Genomic DNA, 19,948 nt, shown 5'->3' with positions numbered 1-19,948 from the left:
CTTTTGTCTCACTTCTTTATTCTATTGTCTTATTCCTAACGAGTTACCCTTTCTTTTACGACCATGAAAACCCTGAAATGCCTGCTTGTATTGTTGTTGGTAACCGGTAACCTGATGGCCACCGAACCCGGTAAAAAAGACGAAAAACAGGCCGTTGAGCAAGCCGTCGAGAAGCTGCGGAAAGGCATTATCGATGCCGATCAGGCTACGCTCGAATCCCTCGTCACCGATCAACTGACGTACGGACACTCGAATGGATTGCTGGAAGACAAAACCGCCTTTGTTAAAGCCTTGGTGAGCAAAGAGTCTGATTTCGTGACGATCGACCTGGCCGATCAGAGCGTTTCCATCGTCGATAACACCGCCTGGGTGCGGCATAAGTTATCGGGAACGACCAACAACAAGGGCGTTGCCGGTACGGTCAAACTCTCGGTTTTGCTGGTTTGGGTCAAGCAGAAAGGCGACTGGAAATTGCTCGCCCGGCAGGCGGTTAAGATTTAAGTTTACGGTTTACGGTATTCGGTTTACGGTGGCTGACGCGAGAGAAAAGCATGCGTCAGCCACCGTAAACCGAATACCGTAAACCTCCCTTCACTTCTCCGTAAACTTTTGCTTTCTCAACAGCCGGTTGATGGTTTCGGCCAGGCGGTCAATTTTGGTTTCTTCCGTTTTAGCCGAATCGATCCAGTCTACGTACGCTTTTTGCTCGGCTTTGGTGTAGCTTAAAAACGTTTGATGGGCGGTTGGTTCGTCTTCCAGGCACAGCAGCAAGTCTTTTTGCGTATCAACCGGAGCCTGAGCGGGATATAAGACCACTTCTACCCAATCCCCTGCTTTCTTTCCGATCTGCTTCCTGATTTCGGCTTTCACCGCCAGGAACAGTTTGCCATTGCCCATCGGCATCAGGCTGTAGTTTTTTATTTCGTAACCGTCGATCGTGCCGTTCACCTTTACCCAGTTGAAATACGCTTTTTTATCCGGCTTCACTTCGGGCAGTGCGGCATACGTCCAGCCCCCTTTCCCCTGAAATTTTTCCAACAGATACGAGCCATTGACCAACGGTTTTTCCATAGCAGTAAGGCGGCCGATTCAACGCCATGGCCCAAAGATAGGCATAAAAAAAGGTGCTGAATAGTCTGCGAAGGCAGGAAAAAAACCGCTTTTATCGACCGGTATTCAACGCCAGAAAGGCTTCTTCGGGTGAAGAGAGGAAGAGTTTGTAGAGCGTTGCGGTGTTGCCGACATGGATTTCATAGGTGTCTGTTGCGAGGGCCGTCAGCAGATCCTGGGCTACCACCGTGGGCGAGATGCCGTTGATGCCGCCAATTTCCTGCGAGAAATCAGTATTGACCAACGGCGGCATCAATTCAAACACTTTGATAGATGTATCTTTCGCCAGCGTATACCGCATCGCTTGCGTATAGGCGTGTAAGGCGGCTTTGCTGGCCGAGTAGGTAGCCGTGGTGTGGCCGGGAACAAAAGCGACAATGGACGAGACATTGACCAGCGCGGCCTCACTTTGCTTTTTCAGAAGCGGCAGTAACTTTTCCGTCAGCCGGATGATGGAAAGGTAGTTCGTCGTCATTTCTTCCCCGGCTTTGTCGCTCGCCTGAATGCCGTCTTCGGACAGAGAATAATAGAACGCCCGCCCGGCGTTGTTGATGACCAGATTCAGGGTTGGGAAGTCTTTGTTCAAACGTTCCACCAACTGATCGACATCGGCCGGATTGCTGACGTCGGAGACGATGGCTGTGGTGTTGTCCAGTTGCGCTGCGGCCTGTTGCAGCCGTTCAGCATTCCGGCCGGTGATGATGACCTGATTGCCATTCTGAGCAAATAATTTGGCGATTTCAAAACCGATTCCGGCACTGCCGCCCGTAATTAAAACCGTGTTGTTCTGCGTTTTCATGTTTGTAAAATAGACTGTGAATTGATTGGATAACTAATATATACCGATCGGTATATTGGTGCTCAAAAAAAATTAAGGTGTTGATTTTGTTTCGATGTCGTGCACCATTTTCCGGGCGGTTTCCAGCACCGTATCCAGATAAAAAGGGTTCTGCGTCGTCCGGGCAATGAAAATACCGCCCTGAATGAGCGCAACCAGCGCAACGGCTGCTTTTTCGGCATCCGTATCTGCCTGAAACTCGTTTGCCTGAATGCCCATCCGAACGATGGAAGCCAGTTCGGTCTGGGTTTCGATCAGTTCTTCCGCTACGCGTTGCCGCAGGGGCTCGTGCGTATCATCGGCTTCAACGCCCGCATTCAGCAGGGGGCAACCGCCTTCCGGGAAGTGCTGAATTTCGTCCCGACTGAACAGATCGATAAAGGCCAGCAGCTTTTCTTTCGGGCGAGCGGCCCGGCTGAGTCGGTCCCGAACCAGCTTGTTTCGGCGGGCGGCATTGAAATTGAAAACTGCCAGGGCAACGTCTTCTTTGTTCTCAAAATTTCCGTAAATGCTACCCTTCGTCAGCCGCGTGGCCTCCGTCAGATCCGATAGCGATGTGCCCGCATAGCCCTTCTTGTTGAAAATGCCGGCGGCAGTTTCAATAATGAATTGGCGGGTAGCTTCCGATCGCGGGGTAAATTTCATGGTGCAAATATACCGATCGGTATATGAAGTGCAAACTATTTCTGGATTTTTTTTTCAGGACGGGCAGAAGATCAGGCCTTGATTAATACAAGTAGGACTTTCGTTTTTTGCCCCTAAATCCCCTAAAGTCCGGCAGCGGCCGCCCGTCCTTTAGGGGATTTAGGGGCAACACTCTATTTAAACCCAAACAGGATCGGAAAAAGAAAGGTCACAAGGATGGTCCACAGGGCGTAAACGGGGAGGTAGAAGGCGGTGGCTTTTCCGACGCTGGCTATCGTCGTCTTTTTGGAAAGGACCCTGAAAAGTTGCGCCGTTACCAGCAGAAGATGGATTAAAATTAAAATATTACTGCCCAATACTGCGGTTCTATTGGGCGTAATACCCCATTCTGAAATCCGGAACAGGATGGCCGACAACGCAATGCCATTCACCACGATCGTGACCACCGATAGCAGAAAAAGAACCCAGATTTCCATCTGGCTTTTTGTGCTCTTCGATGTTTCTGCCACGGAAAAAAAGATGATGGCCATAACACCAACCAATAACGCATTGAAAAGCAGCAAAAACTCCCGGTCGTTGTAGGGATCTTTTCCGGAATAAACGATGGCTATAAGATAAATAACCAGCATGACGACGACCAGCGGACTGAATATTTTAGCGATTACCGGTGAAACTTTACCGACTAATTGCGGATTGGTCTGGGTGAGATATGTGCCAATAATGGGCGCGGCAGAAAGCCCAAAAATGCCAAAATAGTCGAAATAAAGCTTTTCAATCTCAAAACCGATCAGCTTGAACAGGCCGATGGTTAAACCGGTCATGATGCCGCCGGCGATTAGGATGAGGGTGGTCATAACGATCAGGTCGCCGTTGTATCTCAAATAGTTAAGCCGTTTCTCATCGGCATTGCCCGTTTCACCAACAAAGGCGAAACCGAGTATCGACCATAGAAATAAGACAACGTGAATGCACGCTAAATCCAGGGTGTCGCTTCTCTTAACGTCGGGTAAAAAATTGATAAAAACTATTGCTACGAGGATTGAGATCGCTATAAAAATAAGCTTACCCATCGATAATTTATTCTTCCAGGCAAAGTAGGATGCCAGAACCGGGAAAATGATAAAACCGATGTTTCGGGTGTAAAAAAATTCCTTGTCGATGGATAAAAGTGCGGGTAACTTGGCGATGCCACCAGCTACGAGAGAAGCAATCAGGATAAAGATCAGGTCTTTGCGGCTGCCCCACGAAATGTCTTCCTGCGTGAAATTGATTCGTTCATTCCAAAAGGTGAGCAGAGCATTGTCTTTCAGTTCGGGATACAACGCTTTAAAGGCGCGTTTAAACGTTGGTTTGTCGGCTCTATACAAACGCTCAAGCTGTCCGGGGTTGTTGAGATTTGATAGAATTTCATCTTTCATGACACAGTAATTTAAAGTGAATACGATTTGTTTCTGCGCTTGTAAAAAAGGTTGACCATAGCCTTTCCGAACAGTACCGCACTAAAGGAGAGTATCTCAGCGGTATTCCGAACAGCACCCAGTTGTTGGTTTTTATAAAAGTACTTTGTGATTCAAAGTTAAAAAGAAATTTATAAGATGCAAGAGGCAGGCCAATTATTATTGACGGTTTTTATACCGGGCGTTCTGAAACAACCCCAGCAATCACTAGTTACGCCAAAAGCCACCCCGGGGAGTGGCTTTTGGCGTAACGGTCTTTTCAATTTCGGACTTATTTCTTTGGATTGGTCGACGACGCGCCACCCAGCGCGGCTGGTGTGGCGGTGCCTTCGGCCACGGCCGGATTGCCTTCCTTATCGAGTTCAACGACTTCGTAACCCAATCGCTGCAAACCCGGTTTGATAGCCGATTTATTACCCACCACCGTAATGATCAGGTTGTTGACCGGCAGACGCTTTTTGGCAATGGCGTCGATTTCTTTCTTCGTCATTTTTTGCAGAATCTGGCTCTGCTGCTCCACGAAGTTGCCCGGCAGATCGTAGTCGATGATCTGATTCAGGAAAAGTGCCTTCTGAAACGAGGTTTCGTACCGCAGCGCATCCCGCTGGCCGACCGAACTTTTCAGGAAGGCCAGTTCGTCTTCCGTAATCCCGGTTTTGCCGTAGTTGGTGATTTCTTTGATGAATTCGACCACCGAGCTATCCGTAGCGGCTGCTTTCACCCCGGCCTGGGCCGTGAAAGGGCCGGGCGTTTTGGTGCTGCCAAACGACGAACGCGCACCATACGTCCAGCCTTTGTCTTCGCGCAGGTTCATGTTGATCCGGCTGTTGAACGCACCGCCGAGGATGTAGTTGGCCAGCCCGGCTTTGTAATACTCGCCCGTGGCATCGTACGGCAAATCCGTCAAATACCCGATCCGGATTTCCGATTGAGCGGCTTTGTCTTTGTCAATCAAATAGATACGGGTCTTGTCGATTTTTTTGGCAACGGGTGCTTTGGGCAAGGAGACCGGTTTGGCGGCCCATTTTTTCAGAAAGTCAAGCTTCGGCAGAATGGCGGTTTTTTCGACGTCGCCTACGATGACGAGGTTTGTGACGGAGGGCGAGAAATTCTGCTGGTAGAACGCTTTCACGTCGTCCAGCGAGATGTTTTCAACGGTTTTAACCGTACCGCTGGTCGGAATCGCCCGGATGTTGTCCGCACCGTAGAGCAGGCGGCTGTAGGCTTTGTTGGCAATCACCACCGGCTGCGTGCTTTGATTCGAGATCAGTTCGAGCTGTTGTTTTTTCAGCCGGACAAAGTCTTCCGTGGCAAACTTAGGGCGGAACATTTTTTCTTCCACCAGCGCCAGCGTCGCGTCCAGGTTTTTGGTGAGTGACGAAACCGACACCTGAATTTCTTCCGTAGAGCCATAAATCTGGATGTTACTGCCCAATTTTTCCAGTTTGGCGTTGATTTCTTCGTTGCTGAAGTTCTGCGTTGCTTCGTTCATCAAAGCGGCCGTAAGCTGGGCAATCCCGGCTTTGGAAGGGTCTTTGGCCGATAGCGTGTGACCTCCTTTGACGGAAAACAGCAGCGTGACGCTCGGCACTTCGTCGTTTTTAGTCCCGATCATTTTCAAACCATTCGGCAGTTTGTCGGACCAGAACGGGGGCACTTTCAGGGTTGGGCTGGCACCGGGAGCCGGTTTTTTGCTCCGGTCGAACGAATCTTTCGCTTTGACGTATTTCAGGCCGTCGTAGCCGTAATCCGGAGCCTTGTAGCCTTCCGTCGCAACCGTATAGTTGTCGGGGTGCGCCACAATTTCCTTTTTATCTTTGGGATAAACCGTCAGAATAACGGCTTTTTTGCCCTTGATATACTGGTTGTAAACCCGCATGATGTCGGCTTTCGTCAGCGCCTGATAGCGTTTCAGCTCGGTCGGCAGGTAGTTGGGCGATCCGGTAAACGTCTGGAAAGAAGCCAGTTGGGACACTTTGCCGGAAACACTGGACAAATACCCGATGATGTCGGCTTCGCGGGTAGCTTTAAACTGGGCGAGATCATCGTCGGTGACACCCCGGGCTTCGAATTCGGCCAGCGTGTTCCGGACGATTGTTTCCGTACTGTCCAGCCGCATGTTCGGGAAAGGCAGTACTGTGAACGTAAACTCCCCGGCTAACTCATTGGCCGGATGGCCGACGTTGGCCTGAACGGCTTTTTCGGTTTTGACCAGGTTTTTGTAGAACAACGAACTTTTGCCCCCGCCCAGAATCTGAGCCAGCGCGTCCAGGGGGGCTTCGTCCGGGTGGAAACGCGCCACGGTCGGGTACGTAATCCGCAGCATCGGAAACCGGATGTTGTCTTCGTACGACACGTAGCGGTCTTTGTCGACCACCACCGGCGGAACAATGGTTCTGGTCACTTCCGGGCCTTTCGGAATGCTGCCGAAATATTTTTCGGTCAGTTGCACCACCTGTTTGGGGTCCACGTCGCCACCGATGGTCAAAACCGCATTGTTGGGGCCATACCAGCGCAGGAAGAAATTCTTCAGGTCATTGACACTCACCCGGTTCAGGTCTTCGATGTAGCCGATGGTGAGCCAGGAATACGGGTGGCCGTAGGGGTAGAGATTCTTGGCGGTATACTCATAGGACAAACCGTACGGGCGGTTGTCGTAATTCTGACCGCGTTCGTTCTTCACGGTCGCCCGTTGAATTTCGAATTTTTTCTGGGTCACAGCATCCAGCAGAAAGCCCATCCGGTCGGCTTCGAGCCAGAGCGCGCGCTCCAACTGGTTGCTGGGGACGGTTTCAAAATAGTTGGTGCGGTCACCGTTGGTCGTCCCGTTCAGGGTGCCACCGGCTTCGGTCACGAGTTTAAAGTGTTCATCATCCGCCACGTGGTCGGAGCCCTGAAACATCATGTGTTCGAAAAAGTGGGCAAACCCCGACTTGCCGATCTCTTCCCGCGCCGACCCGACGTGGTAGGTCACATCGACGTGAACAATCGGATCGGAATGGTCTTCGTGAATGACCAGCGTCAACCCGTTGGGCAGCACGTATTTCTGGTACGGAATAATCAGTTCACCCTCTTTGCGGGTGACGGTTTCCACGAGTTTCGTCTGTGACCAGGCCAGGTGGGTCAGCATCAGGCCAAGAAGCCCGATGCCGTAGCGTAATTTTCTCATTTGTATAGGCTGATGAAATCTATACAAATTAACTGGATTAAAAGCAGGATTGAAAGCGGTTTGCTTATTTGAGCGTACTCATTCCACCATCGACGCCCAGAATCTGGCCTGTGACCCAGCCGGACTCCTCCGACAGCAGAAACGTGACCATCCCGGCGATGTCGGCGGAGGTGCCGATGCGACCCAGCGGATGCCGTTTGCCAGCCGCTTCGAGCCGGTTGGGCGACACCAGCCCGGCGGCTTGTGCCAGGGGCGTGTCGGTGAGGGAGGGCGCCACGGTGTTGAACCGGATGTGGTGCGGAGCATATTCGGCCGCCAGCGATTTCGTCAGGCCTTCCACCGCCGACTTCGATACGCTGACCGACGAATGCAACCCGAAGCCGAGTTGGGCCGCTACCGTGCTGAACAACACCACACTGGCCGACTTGGATTGAAGCAGGGCGGGCATGACGGTTTTCAGGATGGCGATGGCTCCCAGCACGTTCAGCGTGAAATCTTCCTGAAAGTGATCGAGGGTCAGCCGGCCAAAGGGAGCCAGCCGGATGGAGCCGGGCGCATACACCAGCCCGTGTAACGTATCGGGCAAGCCGCTCAGGTCGGACTCCGCGGGTTGGGTGGCGTCCCACGTCAGGTGGGTGGATTGAATGCCTGCGGGTTGTCGCCGACCCGCCGTAAAAACCGTGGCCCCGGCCGCCTGAACCCGTTGGGCGGTTGCCTGACCAATGCCGGACGATGCACCGACAATCAGGATGTTTTTTCCTTCGAAACTGTTCATGAGGGGCCAACACGCTGTTGAGTGTTGTGGTTAGAAAAAAGTTGAAAGAAAGGGGAGGGGAAGGTACCTGAAGTCGTAAAAACAAAATAAGCCCATTAGAAATCTAAGGGGCTTATCCTACTAACCTATGATGAAATAGTATTCTACGGTGCAAAAGTATTGACTTAGGACGAGCTAACTATACCGTGGTCTCCTGCTCTGTACGGTCTTCTAAAAAAATAGTTCAGGGGCTGTATCGTTAGACCAGACCAACTTTTTGCTTTATGAATTCAGGAGAGCGCAGGAAGGTCTTTCTCCGGAAACTACACAGATTTGTTGAAAAATCACTATACATGGCCGTCATTTGGGGAGTAGTCTTGCACGCGCTCGGAGGGTTTGCTTCCGGCAGTTTCTATCTACCGTATAAAAAAGTACAGGGCTGGGCCTGGGAAAGTTACTGGCTCGTGGGCGGTATTTTCTCCTGGGTGTTTGCTCCGCTGATTTTTGGTCTGCTCACCGTCCCGAATCTGTTTAACGTACTGGCCGAAGCGCCAACCGAAACCAAGTGGTGGGCGTATTTCTGGGGTGTTCTCTGGGGGTTCGGCGGCTTGACGTTCGGCCTGACGATGCGGTATTTGGGATTATCACTGGGCATGGCCGTTGTACTGGGGCTCTGTGCGGTTTTCGGAACCGTCGTTCCGCCCATCTGGCAGGGGCAATTCGGCACGCTGATGAGTACATTGTCCGGTCAGGTCATCATTCTGGGCTTAGCGGTCTGTGTGCTGGGCATTTCAATTTGCGGGATTGCCGGCATGATGAAGGAAAAGTCGATGACGGATGATCAGAAAAAAGAAACCATCGCCGAATTTGATCTCAAAAAGGGCGTTCTCGTGGCGGTTTTCTCGGGCATCATGAGTGCCTGTTTTTCGTTTGGACTAACGGCCGGACAACCCATTGCCGAACTGGCGGTGCAGAACGGCGCCGACCCGCTCTACATGAACAATGCGCCCCTCGTGTTCATCCTGCTGGGCGGTTTGACCACCAACGCCATCTGGTGTATCTACCTCAATATCAAGAATAAAACGTATACCGATTACGGCAATGTAACGGCCCCCGCCGTGCGGAATATCATTTTTTGCGCCATGGCCGGGGTGACGTGGTACCTGCAATTCTTCTTCTACGGTATGGGCGACAGCAAAATGGGCGAGTACCGGTTTTCGGGCTGGACCCTGCACATGGCGTTCATCATTGCCTTCAGCAGCTTCTGGGGGCTGTATCTGCACGAGTGGCGGGGTGCCAACCGGCAGACCATGCGCACCATCACATTGGGAATAGCCACCGTGGTCTTTTCGACGGTCGTGGTCGGTATCGGGAATTATCTGGCGGAATAAAAACCGGATGAAGCCTCGGATTGTACCGGTTCTCCTGCTGATTCTGTGTTTAGTCAGGACGCACGCCAGCGTTGGTCAGCCGGGCCAGCGAAAGGTGTTGTTTGTCATTGTCGACGGCATTTCGGCGGATGTGATCGAAAAGATTGCCAAACCGAATCTGGACGCGATTGCCCGGGAAGGCGGTTATGTCCGGGCGTACGTCGGCGGACAAAAAGGGACGTATTCGCAGACGCCGACGATTTCGGCGGTGGGCTACAACAGCCTGCTAACGGGGACGTGGGTCAACAAACACAACGTCTGGGACAACGACATCAAGGCCCCGAATTATCAGTACTGGACGATCTTCCGGTTTTTTGAATCGCAGTATCCCCAGAAAAAAACCGCCGTTTTCTCAACCTGGCTCGACAACCGCACCAAACTGGTGGGCGAAGGACTTCCGGCCACGGGCCACCTGCGGCTCGACTACTCGTTCGACGGGTTTGAGCTGGACACGCTCCATTTTCCGCACGACAAAGACAAACTGTACATTCACCAGATTGACGAAAAAGTGGTAAACGAAGCCGCGGCTTACATTCGGCAGGAAAGCCCGGATCTGTCGTGGGTGTACCTGGAATACACGGATGACATGGGCCACCGGTACGGCGATGGTGAGCGGTTCCATGAGGCCATCCGGATGATGGACGATCAGATGGGGCGGTTGTGGAAAGCCGTGCAGTACCGGCAAAAAACGTTCGGTGAAGACTGGCAGGTGTTCATCACGACCGACCACGGTCGGAGTGCGGATACCGGCAAAAACCACGGCGGGCAGTCGGAGCGGGAGCGGAGCACGTGGATGGTGACGAATGCCAAAAACCTGAATCCGTATTTCCGAAATTCAACCCCCGGTATTGTCGACATCATGCCGACGCTGGCCCGGCACCTGCAGGTTTCCATTCCGAAAGAGCAAGCCTTTGAGATTGATGGTATTCCGCTTACTGGCAAACTATCGCTGACCCAGCCGACGGCGAAAAAAGAAGCCGGGAAAATCGCCCTGAGCTGGAAAGCCGCCGATCCGGAAGGCACCGTGAAAATCTGGCTTACGACCACCAACCACTTCGAAGAAGGCCAGCGCGACCGGTATTTGCTGATGGACGAACTCCCCATCAAAGCCGAAAAAGCCGTGATCGACGTCTCGAAACTGCCCACCGGTTTTTACAAGATCGTGCTGGAGGGGCGGTATAGTACGTTAAGCCGCTGGATTGTGGAGTAATGCCGGGAATGAAACGGTTAAAACCGTTGGGCTGGTAGCCGGTTTTACGTCCTGTTTCCTACGATTCAAATCGTGGGCTGGTTCAATGGAACGCAGATTCGGCATTTTTTCAACATCCCATGACCGCATCGGCTGCTCGGTTCAGTCGTGCGTGGGGTTGAAAGGCCCGATGCCATTGACAAAAAATCCATTGTCATCTTTTCTAACAATGGATTTTTTGTCAACTACTTTCAATCCAATCCATCACGCCAGAATATCCCGCACCACCTTCCCCGAAACATCCGTTAGCCGGTACCGGCGGCCGAGGTGTTTGAAAACCAGCTTCTCGTGATTGAGGCCCAACTGGTGCAAAACCGTCGCCTGAAAATCGTGGACGTGAACGGGGTTGGCAATGGTGTTATAGCCGAATTCGTCGGTTTCGCCGTACACCATGCCGGGTTTGATACCGCCCCCGGCCATCCAGATCGTGAAACTGCGCGGGTGGTGGTCGCGACCGTAATTCTCTTTCGTCAGCTTGCCCTGGCTGAAGCAGGTGCGGCCAAACTCACCGCCCCAGATCACCAGCGTTTCGTCGAGCAGTCCGCGTTGTTTGAGGTCGGTCACCAGAGCCGCCGATGCCTGATCGACGTCTTTGGTCTGGCCGGTAATCTCTACGGGCAAATTGACGTGCTGATCCCAGCCCTGGTGGTATAACTGTACAAACCGCACGCCGTTTTCGGATAACTTCCGGGCCAGCAGGCAGTTGGCGGCAAAGGTTCCGGGAATCAGACAGTCGGAGCCGTAGAGCTTGATGATGTCGTCCGGTTCTTTCGACAGGTCCGTAATTTCCGGCACGGCGGTTTGCATCCGGTACGCCATTTCGTACTGCTTGATTTTGGCATTGATCTCCGGATCATGCACTTCCTCGTAGGCCAACTGGTTCAATTCCGCCAGGCGGTCAAGCATTTTTCGGCGCGACTGGCGGCTCATGCCTTCCGGGTCGCGCAGGTACAACACTGGATCTTCGCCCTTGCTGAACTGCACCCCCTGGTGAATCGAATCCAGAAAACCGTTCGACCACAGCTTGGAATATACCCCCTGGCTGTTGCCTTTTCCCCGAGAAATCAAGACCGTGAAATTGGGCAGGTTTTTATTTTCATTGCCCAGCCCATAGCTCAGCCACGACCCCATGCTCGGGCGGTTGCCCTGCTGGGCACCGGTCTGGAAAAACGTGATGGCCGGGTCGTGGTTGATGGCTTCGGTGTGCATGGATTTCACGATGCACAGATCATCCACAATGCTGGCCATGTGCGGCAACAGATCGCTCACCCACGCCCGCGACTGCCCATACTGCTTGAAATCGACGAACGATCCGGCCAGGGGCAGGGAGGCCTGGGTGGCCGTAAAACCGGTGAGTCGCTGCCCACCCCGCACCGACGGCGGGAGGTCTTTGCCAAAAAGCTCCCGTAATTTGGGTTTGTAGTCGAACGTTTCGAGCTGAGAGGGAGCGCCATTCTGGAACAAATAAATGACCCGCTTGGCCTTCGGGGCAAAATGCGGGGTTCCGGGAATGAAATCAGGCTCGTCGGAATCGCTGTTTTTACTAAACAGATCCGGTATCAGCAGCGAACCCAGCGCAGCACTGCCCAGGCCCAGACTCAGTTTCGAGAAAAACCGACGCCGGTTGAAGGTCAGCAAATGGTCCAGCAGTTCTTTTTCCATAGCGGTCAGGATTTAGTAATGGATTCTTCCAGGTTGTAAATCATCGATACCACGCGCATCAGGGCCGCCAGCCGCTTTTTATCGATCTTTTCGGGAACCGGATACTCCCCGACGGCCAGCACGTTTTCAATCTCCGTCGTTTTTATCGTTTGCATTTCCTCCCCGAAATAGGTCACGAGTACGCTCAGTTCCGGCTGGGTCGGTTTTCGATTCACAATCAGCCGGAAGGCTTTGCCGATTTTGGTTTCCATCCCGGTGTTTTCCTGCAACAGACGGGCCGCCAGCACCCGCGAGGCTTCCAGCACCGTGGGGTCGTTCATCATCACCAGGGCCTGCAAAGGCGTATTGGTTTTGCTCCGTCCTACCTCGCACTGGTCGCGGTTACTGGCATCGAAAATGGCCATAGAGGGGGGCGGAACGGTTCGCTTGATGAACGTGTACATGCCGCGCCGGTACAAAGCCGGGCCGTGATCCTGGTTGTAGGTCGACAACATGCCGTCGCCCCCGGCGGTGGCGCTTTCCCACAGACCGGCTGGCTGATACGGTTTTACACTGGGGCCACCGATGGTCCGGTTGAGCAGACCGCTGCTGGCCAGCACCAGATCTTTCACCAGTTCGGCCGGTAGGTGGTAACGCGGTGCCCGGGCCAGCAACACGTTCTCCGGATCGGCCCGCAGCTTTTTGGGCGTAACGACAATCGACTGGCGGTAGGTGGCCGATGTGACGATCTGCCTGACCAGCCGTTTGATGTTCCAGCCGTGCTGCATAAAGTCGACGGCCAGCCAGTCCAGCAGTTCCGGATGGGAAGGAAGCTCGCCCTGCATGCCGAAGTCGCCGGCGGTTTTGACAATGCCCCGCCCGAAGAATTCCTGCCAGATGCGATTGACATAAACGCGGGCCGTTAGCGGATTTTTCCGGTCAACCAGCCATTGGGCCAGTCCCAGCCGGTTTTTGGGATAAGTAGCATTGAAAGGCAGAATGGACGCGGGAGTGCCGGGCTGTACTTCGTCGCCGTAAGCATCGAAAACCCCCCGTTTCAGAATGTACGTTTTGCGAAGCGTGTCCAGATCGCCCATGACGGACACAATCAGGCGGCTGGTGTCCGGTTTGTTGATGAACTTTAACAGGCTCTTTACGTCGTCGTTACTGATTTCCATCAGCGGTTTTTTGGCATACGACTCCGGTTTGCCGACATCGGGGTCGATGGCCGTGTATTTGGAGCGCATTTCATCGACGTTGTTGAAAAAGGCGAAGAGCTGGTAATATTCTTTCTGCGAAAACGGGTCATACTTGTGGTCGTGGCAATGCGCACATTCCAGCGTGATGCCCAGCAGCCCTTTGCCGAAGGTGTCGTTGCGGTCGGTCACGTAGGTCACCCGGTATTCTTCTTCGTCGACGGCCCCTTCTTCGGTGATTTTATGGTTGCGGTTAAAACCGGTGGCCAGGAGTTGCTCCTTGCTGGATGCACCACCGGGCGGTACGGGCAGCAGGTCGCCCGCCAGTTGCCAGGTGATAAACCGGTCGTACGGCATGTTCTGGTTGAAGGCATGAATGACCCAATCCCGCCAGGGCCACTGCGTCCGGAAATTATCCATCTGATAGCCGTAGGAGTCGGCATACCGGGCCAGATCCAGCCAGTGCAGCGCCATTTTTTCGCCGTAGGCCGGACTTTTCAGCAACTGATCGACCGCTTTTTCGTAGGCTGTTGGACTGTTGTCGGCCAGAAACTGATCCATCATCGACAAGGTGGGCGGCAATCCGGTCAGGTCCAGACTGACGCGCTTGAGCAGGCGTTCCTTATCGGATTCTTCGTTGGGGGCCAGCCTTTTCTGCTCCTGTTTGTGGAGAATGAAATAATCGATTTCATTCCGTGGCCACTCCGTCTGATCGATGGGCGGCAGGGCGGTTTTTTTGGGAGCCACAAATGCCCAGTGTTTTTCGTACTTCGCCCCCTGTTTGATCCACTTTTCAATCAGGTCGATTTCGCGGGTGGAGAGCTTCAGGTTGGACGACGGGGGCGGCATCAGCAGGGAGGTATCCGGCGTAGTAATGCGCCGGAAAGCCTCCGACAGTTCGGGCTTCCCGGCCACCAGCGCGTGGGCCGTCGGGTTTTCGGCGAGGGCTTTGAAGGCGCTTTCGGCGACATCGAGCCGCAGACCGGCTTCCCGTTTGTTGGCATCCGGTCCGTGGCAGGCCAGGCATTTATCCGACAGAATGGGCCGAATGTCAAAGTTGTAGCTGACGGTTTCCGGTAGTTTCTCCTCCGCTGACCCGCTCGACAAGCCCGTAGAGCAGGATTGGAAAGCACCTGCACCACCGGCCACCATGAACAGCAAATAAGAAAGCCTTTTCATTGTAACGTCTGGACTGACTAAAATTTAAATGACCTGTTTTATTAGGACTTACGTCTAATAATTCTGTTGAACTTACAAATTGCCCCTAAATCCCCTAAAGGCCGGGCGGCCGGAGCCGGACTTTAGCATCTGGAAAATTCCGCGTTCAAGTCCCCTTTAGGGGATTTAGGGGCAAAAGCGAAAGACCTGTTTTATAAACAAACCGCCCTGGAGCGTCTCATTCATAAAACAGGTTAATCGTGTTTTTTACCTACATTCCGCGTTAATAACCCGGATTTTGTTGCAGCTTTCCGATTAATATTTCGCGGTTGGGTATCGGAAAAAGCAGACGGTTCTGGGTCACTGCGTAACTGGTACCGGGCAGATACGATTCGCCGGCATGAAACGCCTTGATGTACTCCCCGTTCTTGTTCATCACCTCGATGGCTTTGCCGGTGCGGACCAAATCCAGCCACCGTTTGTTTTCAAAGGCAAATTCAACGCGCCGTTCGTGGGCGATCAGGTCCCGCAAAGCCGCCTGACTGGTTTGCGTCGACGGGGCCAGACCCGCCCGCACCCGAACCGGGTTTAGGTAGGTCAGCGCTTCGGCACCTTTATTTTGTTCATTGAGGGCCTCGGCCAGCCCCAGGAGCACATCGGAATAACGATAAACCGGGAAATTGTCGTCGGTATTCTGCTCCAGGCTGTGGGCGTGCAGGTACTTTTTGATGTACGGGTACGCCCTTTTACCCGCCGGTTTGACGTAGCCAACCGGGCTTTTCAGGGTTTCAATGGCCATATCGCCCACCACGCCGGTGCCTTCCGCAATGCCAATCGACGCTTCCAGCCGCTTGTCGCCGGGTTCGTAGGTGCCGATCATCTCGAACGTCGGCACGTTCCAGCCGCCCCCCTGGCGGTTTTGGGAGGTGATGCCGGTGATCTTGCTGACATCCGAAGCCAGGGGCAGAAACGGATACAGAAAGTTGCTGTTTTGCCCCTGATTGCCCTGCTGGTACTGAATCTCGAACAGCGACTCCCGGCTGTTTTTATTCGACAAACTGAAAACCGAGGCATAGTCGGGCAGGAGTGAAAAGCCCATCGGGGTAATCCCTTTCAGTTCGGTTTCGGCCAGCGCAAAATTCTTCTGCGTCAGATACACATCGGCCAGCAGCATTTTAGCCGCTGCCTGCGTGGCGCGTCCCGTTTGCGGAAACGCCGGTGCCGGTAGTTTGGCAATGGCGTCTTTCAGATCGTCGACAATGACTTTATACACCTCGTCGACGGACGAACGCGGAAGATAGGCATCACCGGCGCCCGATACGGCTTTCAGGTACAGCGGAACCCCGCCAAAATACCGTACCAGATCAAAGTAAAACAACGCCCGCAGAAACCGGGCCTGCCCCGTCAGCCGGTCGGCCACCTGTTGGCTCAGCCCCGCGCTAGGCAAATAGTCGATGATGCTGTTGGCGCGGGCAATGCCGACGTAACACCGGTTGTACTTGTCGGCGACGAGCGTACTGGTCACATCATCCAGAAAGAAATCGGTGTATTCCCGTTCGATGTAGGCCGGTCCGCGGTTGGTGTTGTTGAACTCAAGGTGCGTGTTGTCCGATCGCATCTCGCCCATGCACCAGGCGGCAATCGATCCTTTGGCGTCCCGGACAGCCGCGTAGGCACCCACCATGGCCTGTTCGAACTGGGCTTCGGTCTGGTAAAAATTACCGGAGGTGACGGAGCTTTCCGGCACGCGTTCCAGAAAATCTTCGGAACAGCCCATCAGGAGCAGGGTCGTTAAAAGCGATAGATACAGGAGCTTTTTCATGTCTTTGATTTTCGATACGATTAAAAATTCAGATTCAGGCCCAGCGCAAACGTCCGTGGAACCGGATACGGGCTGATGTCGACCCCTTCGCTCAGGCCGCTCAACCCGTTGAAACTGGCTTCCGGATTGGCTCCTTTGTATTTGGTCAAGACCAGCGCCTGCTGCACACTCAGAAAAATCCGGGATTTGGTGATGTAGCGCGATACTTTCGGCAGGGTGTAGCCCAGTGTGATGTTTTTTACGGTCAGGTACGAAGCATCGAGCGCCAGACGGTCCTGCACATTACGCGGAAATTCGGTGGTTCCTGACAGTGACCGTCCAACAATACCGGCACCGGGGTTTTCGGGCGACCGCCAGCGGTCTTTCATGTACGTTTCGACATTGAAAATCCCTTCCAGGGTTTCGGTCCATTCCGCCAGCGCATAGTACATTTTTCCACCGTAGGCCCCCGAAATCACAACATTCAGATCCAGGTTTTTGTAGGCAAACGTATTGTTGATGCCATACACAAATTTCGGATTGGGGTTGCCGATGTACGTTTTATCCAGGGTGTTGATGATGCCGTCGCCGTTGATGTCTTTCATGCGCATGGTGCCCACCTTGGACGTGCTGTGTTTGGGCTGCGAATCAAACTCCTCCTGCGTTTTGTAGATGCCATCGAACACATAGCCGTAGAACTGCCCGATCGGATGGCCCACTTCGGTTTTCCAGATCGTGCTGGAATAATTACCGATGCCGCCGATGGGCGTGTCGTTGGTTCCTAACTTGATGACCTTGTTTCGGTTGAACGAAATATTGAAATCGCTGGTCCATTTCAGCGTACCAACCAGATTCCGGGTGGTGGCGCCAAATTCATACCCCCAGAAATGGAATTCGCCAATGTTGTCCTGGATGTTGGAAAAACCGGTACCCGTCGGAATATCCACCTGATACAGCATGTTCTTGGTTCTTTTGTTGTAATAATCCGCCGTCAGCGAAATCCGGTCGTTCAGCAGCCCCACATCCAGCCCAATGTCCATCCCGGTGGTGGTTTCCCAGGTCAGGCTGGTATTCCCGATCGTGTTGGGGCTTCGTCCCTGCACGAGGGCGTTTCCGAACAGGTAGTTGGTGGAGACGATGTTACCAAACTGGCTGTAATTACCGATGTTAAAATTGCCGGCATCTCCGTATTCGGCCCGTAATTTCAGGTAACTCACGCTGCTCCATTTCTGAGCGAAACTTTCGTCCGAAATAATCCAGCCCGCCGATAGGGAGGGGAACGAACCCCAGCGGTTGGCCGACCCAAACCGCGACGAGCCATCCCGGCGAATGGAAGCGGCCAGCAGGTATTTTCCTTTGTAGTTGTAGTTCACCCGGCTAAACATCGAGAGCAACGACCATTCGGTGGAACTGCTGTTTCCGTTTTTGATGGCAGCCGCGTCGATCCAGGTAACGGCATCGTCCGGAAAGCTGGTGCCCGTGAGCCGGTTGGTTTCCTGCCGGAACTGCTGGGCCGAATACCCCACGAGCGCTTCAACATGGTGGTCTGTTGCAAAAGATTTACTGTAATTGAGGGTGTTCTCGGTCAGCCACGAGGTATATTCATTCGTTTCGTACGAGCCGGTGGCCAGTTTGGGCGGGGGCGCAAAAATACCACCCGCCGTCGACGGGTTGAAAATCCGCTGTTTGCGGCTCTCCAGATCCAGCGAGAGGGAGCTTTTAAACCGGAAATTTTTCAGAAAGTCGATCTCGGCGTAGGCATTGCTCAAAATCCGGGTTGAGTTGGTCCGGTTGGTGGTTTCCAGCAAGGTTTTTTTCCAGTTCGGAAACGTAAAAAGCCCCGGTCCGGTAAAACTCAGTTTGACAGAACCGTCGGGGTTTTTGTCATCGGGCGAAAAGATGGGGGGCGTGATGATGGCCGAATAGAGCGTGCTGTAAAAACCGTCGGTTTCCTGATTCAGACTGCGCTGATAGGTTGGGGCAATGTTGATGCCGACCCGGGCGAAGTCGTTGATCTTGTACTGATTGTTAGACCGCAGTGAAAACCGCTCGTAATTGGTGTTCAATACCACCCCTTTTTCCTTGTAATAGCCGAGAGTGGTGGCCGAACTGAAATTGTTCTTGTTCGACAAAATGGAAAGGTTGTAGCTGTTCTGCCCGCCTGTCTGCAACAGTTCGTTATACCAGTCGGTGCTTTTCCCGGTATAGGCTTCGGGGTTTTGATACAGCTCCGGTATGCCGCCCGTGTAGCCTTCGTATTTAATTTTGTCTTCAAAAATTTCCTTCCGGTCCTGCAAAAACTCCTTCGCATTCATGAGCTTGGCCCGCCCCCGCTGCGGAACCTGGGCAAGGCCGTAGGTGGCGCTGAACTGGATGGTGGTCCGGCCTTCTTTGGCCTGTTTCGTGGTAATCAGAATCACGCCGTTGGCCGCCCGCGAACCGTATAAAGCAGCCGCCGAAGCGCCTTTCAGGACGGAGAAATTTTCGATTTCGTTGGGGTTGATGTTGTTGATACCGCCCACAATCGGAAAGCCGTCGACCACATACAGGGGTGTGTTACCGGCATTGATGGAGGCCGCCCCGCGAATCCGGATGGCCATTCCGCTGCCGGGTGTGCCCGAAGCCTGGTTGATCTGGACACCGGCAATGCGTCCCTGAAGCTTTTGAGCCAACTGACCCACCGGCTGGTCTTCCAGTTGGGCCGCGGGTAGTGATGCAATGGAACCGGTGACTTCCCGTTGTTTCTGCGTTCCGTAGCCCACCACCACGATTTCTTCCAGCGCCCGGTCTTCCGGAGCAAGCGTAATGGAAAAGGTGCTCTGGTTGCCCACGGTCATTTCCTGGCTTTTGTAGCCAACGAAGCTAAAAACGAGGATGGCATTGTCTTCCGTTTCCATCTGAAAATCCCCCTCTCCGTTTGTAATCGTACCCCGCTGCGTTCCTTTCACAACGACACTGACACCGGGTAATCCTTTGCCGGTTTCATCGAGCACTTTTCCGGAAACCGTACGCTTGGGGGCGACCTGGCCCACCGGCGGGAGTGGTAGCGGTGCCGCTTCTTCGCGTCTGATAATAATGACTTTTCCGGTCAGTTCGTACTGCAAGCCCAGCGGGCTCAGGATGTGGTCCAGTACCTGTTGAAGCGGTTTGTTTTCGGCAGAAAGGGTGATTTTCCGGCTGGATTGAATCAGTTTCGAGCTAAACACAAAACGGACGTCTACCTGCCGTTCCACCTGGCTCAGAACGGTTTTAATCTCCATTTCCTGCGCTCTGACCGTGATTTTCTGATTAAGAAGCGACTGGGCTATGCCGTCGCTGGCGTAGCCCAGACCGGCGAAGCAAAAAGCGAACAAGGTCTGAATCGCAGTAAGACCCAGCGTTCGGCAGGCGATTCGATAGACGAACTGCTGATACCGTATGGTTTTTTTCATAAAAGTTAAGGGTATAGGAGTTTGAACAGGCAATAGTTTCCCAGGCTCCCCTTTTTCGGGGAGTAGCAT

General features: G+C 53.4%; 13 protein-coding genes. 3 read left to right on the top strand and 10 right to left on the bottom strand.

Annotated elements, in window-relative coordinates:
- The first annotated feature begins 63 nt into the window (after nt 1-63).
- Nucleotides 64-501 carry a nuclear transport factor 2 family protein gene (locus tag F0P93_RS26600; protein WP_150880758.1) on the top strand — a complete coding sequence of 146 codons (438 nt, stop codon included), beginning with the start codon at nt 64-66 and terminating at the stop codon, nt 499-501.
- A 90-nt stretch (nt 502-591) separates the two neighbouring features.
- Here the strand turns inward: F0P93_RS26600 and F0P93_RS26595 are convergent, their stop codons facing one another.
- The 6 genes from F0P93_RS26595 to F0P93_RS26570 all read right to left on the bottom strand — a co-directional run bounded on the left by F0P93_RS26595 (nt 592) and on the right by F0P93_RS26570 (nt 7,994).
- Complete coding sequence (locus F0P93_RS26595) at nt 592-1,071, bottom strand: YdeI/OmpD-associated family protein (RefSeq protein WP_150880757.1); 480 nt, start codon at nt 1,069-1,071, stop codon at nt 592-594.
- A 91-nt stretch (nt 1,072-1,162) separates the two neighbouring features.
- Nucleotides 1,163-1,909: an SDR family oxidoreductase gene (locus F0P93_RS26590; RefSeq protein WP_150880756.1), complete on the bottom strand. Its 747-nt coding sequence runs from the start codon at nt 1,907-1,909 to the stop codon at nt 1,163-1,165.
- 72 nt (nt 1,910-1,981) lie between these two features.
- Nucleotides 1,982-2,593, bottom strand: coding sequence for a TetR/AcrR family transcriptional regulator (locus F0P93_RS26585; RefSeq protein ID WP_150880755.1), 612 nt, complete (start codon nt 2,591-2,593; stop codon nt 1,982-1,984).
- A gap of 173 nt (nt 2,594-2,766) precedes the next feature.
- On the bottom strand, nt 2,767-4,011 hold the full coding sequence (locus tag F0P93_RS26580) for a hypothetical protein (protein WP_150880754.1): 1,245 nt from the start codon (nt 4,009-4,011) through the stop codon (nt 2,767-2,769).
- Between the two features lie 310 nt (nt 4,012-4,321).
- A complete protein-coding gene (locus tag F0P93_RS26575) occupies nt 4,322-7,219 on the bottom strand; it encodes a M16 family metallopeptidase (RefSeq protein ID WP_150880753.1) in 2,898 nt (965 codons plus the stop codon).
- A gap of 64 nt (nt 7,220-7,283) precedes the next feature.
- On the bottom strand, nt 7,284-7,994 hold the full coding sequence (locus F0P93_RS26570) for an SDR family NAD(P)-dependent oxidoreductase (RefSeq protein ID WP_150880752.1): 711 nt from the start codon (nt 7,992-7,994) through the stop codon (nt 7,284-7,286).
- A 332-nt stretch (nt 7,995-8,326) separates the two neighbouring features.
- Between F0P93_RS26570 and rhaT the strand changes: the two genes are divergently transcribed.
- Both rhaT and F0P93_RS26560 read left to right on the top strand, forming a co-directional pair.
- Nucleotides 8,327-9,364: an L-rhamnose/proton symporter RhaT gene (rhaT, locus tag F0P93_RS26565; RefSeq protein WP_150880751.1), complete on the top strand. Its 1,038-nt coding sequence runs from the start codon at nt 8,327-8,329 to the stop codon at nt 9,362-9,364.
- A 7-nt stretch (nt 9,365-9,371) separates the two neighbouring features.
- Nucleotides 9,372-10,613, top strand: a complete 1,242-nt coding sequence (locus F0P93_RS26560; RefSeq protein WP_150880750.1) for an alkaline phosphatase family protein — start codon at nt 9,372-9,374, stop codon at nt 10,611-10,613.
- A 243-nt stretch (nt 10,614-10,856) separates the two neighbouring features.
- On the opposite strand, the gene F0P93_RS26555 is transcribed toward F0P93_RS26560, so the two are convergent.
- From F0P93_RS26555 to F0P93_RS26540, 4 genes are all read right to left on the bottom strand, one after another.
- Nucleotides 10,857-12,314: a DUF1501 domain-containing protein gene (locus tag F0P93_RS26555; RefSeq protein WP_150880749.1), complete on the bottom strand. Its 1,458-nt coding sequence runs from the start codon at nt 12,312-12,314 to the stop codon at nt 10,857-10,859.
- Between the two features lie 5 nt (nt 12,315-12,319).
- Entirely contained in the window at nt 12,320-14,668 is a 2,349-nt protein-coding gene (locus tag F0P93_RS26550) for a PSD1 and planctomycete cytochrome C domain-containing protein (RefSeq protein ID WP_150880748.1), read from the bottom strand.
- A gap of 262 nt (nt 14,669-14,930) precedes the next feature.
- Nucleotides 14,931-16,469 carry a RagB/SusD family nutrient uptake outer membrane protein gene (locus tag F0P93_RS26545; RefSeq protein WP_150880747.1) on the bottom strand — a complete coding sequence of 513 codons (1,539 nt, stop codon included), beginning with the start codon at nt 16,467-16,469 and terminating at the stop codon, nt 14,931-14,933.
- A gap of 20 nt (nt 16,470-16,489) precedes the next feature.
- Nucleotides 16,490-19,879: a TonB-dependent receptor gene (locus F0P93_RS26540; RefSeq protein WP_225309653.1), complete on the bottom strand. Its 3,390-nt coding sequence runs from the start codon at nt 19,877-19,879 to the stop codon at nt 16,490-16,492.
- Nucleotides 19,880-19,948 lie beyond the last annotated feature (69 nt).

Source organism: Larkinella humicola (assembly GCF_008727875.1).
In the GTDB taxonomy this organism is placed as follows: domain Bacteria; phylum Bacteroidota; class Bacteroidia; order Cytophagales; family Spirosomataceae; genus Larkinella; species Larkinella humicola.
This window is presented reverse-complemented; position numbering and strand designations above follow the sequence as displayed.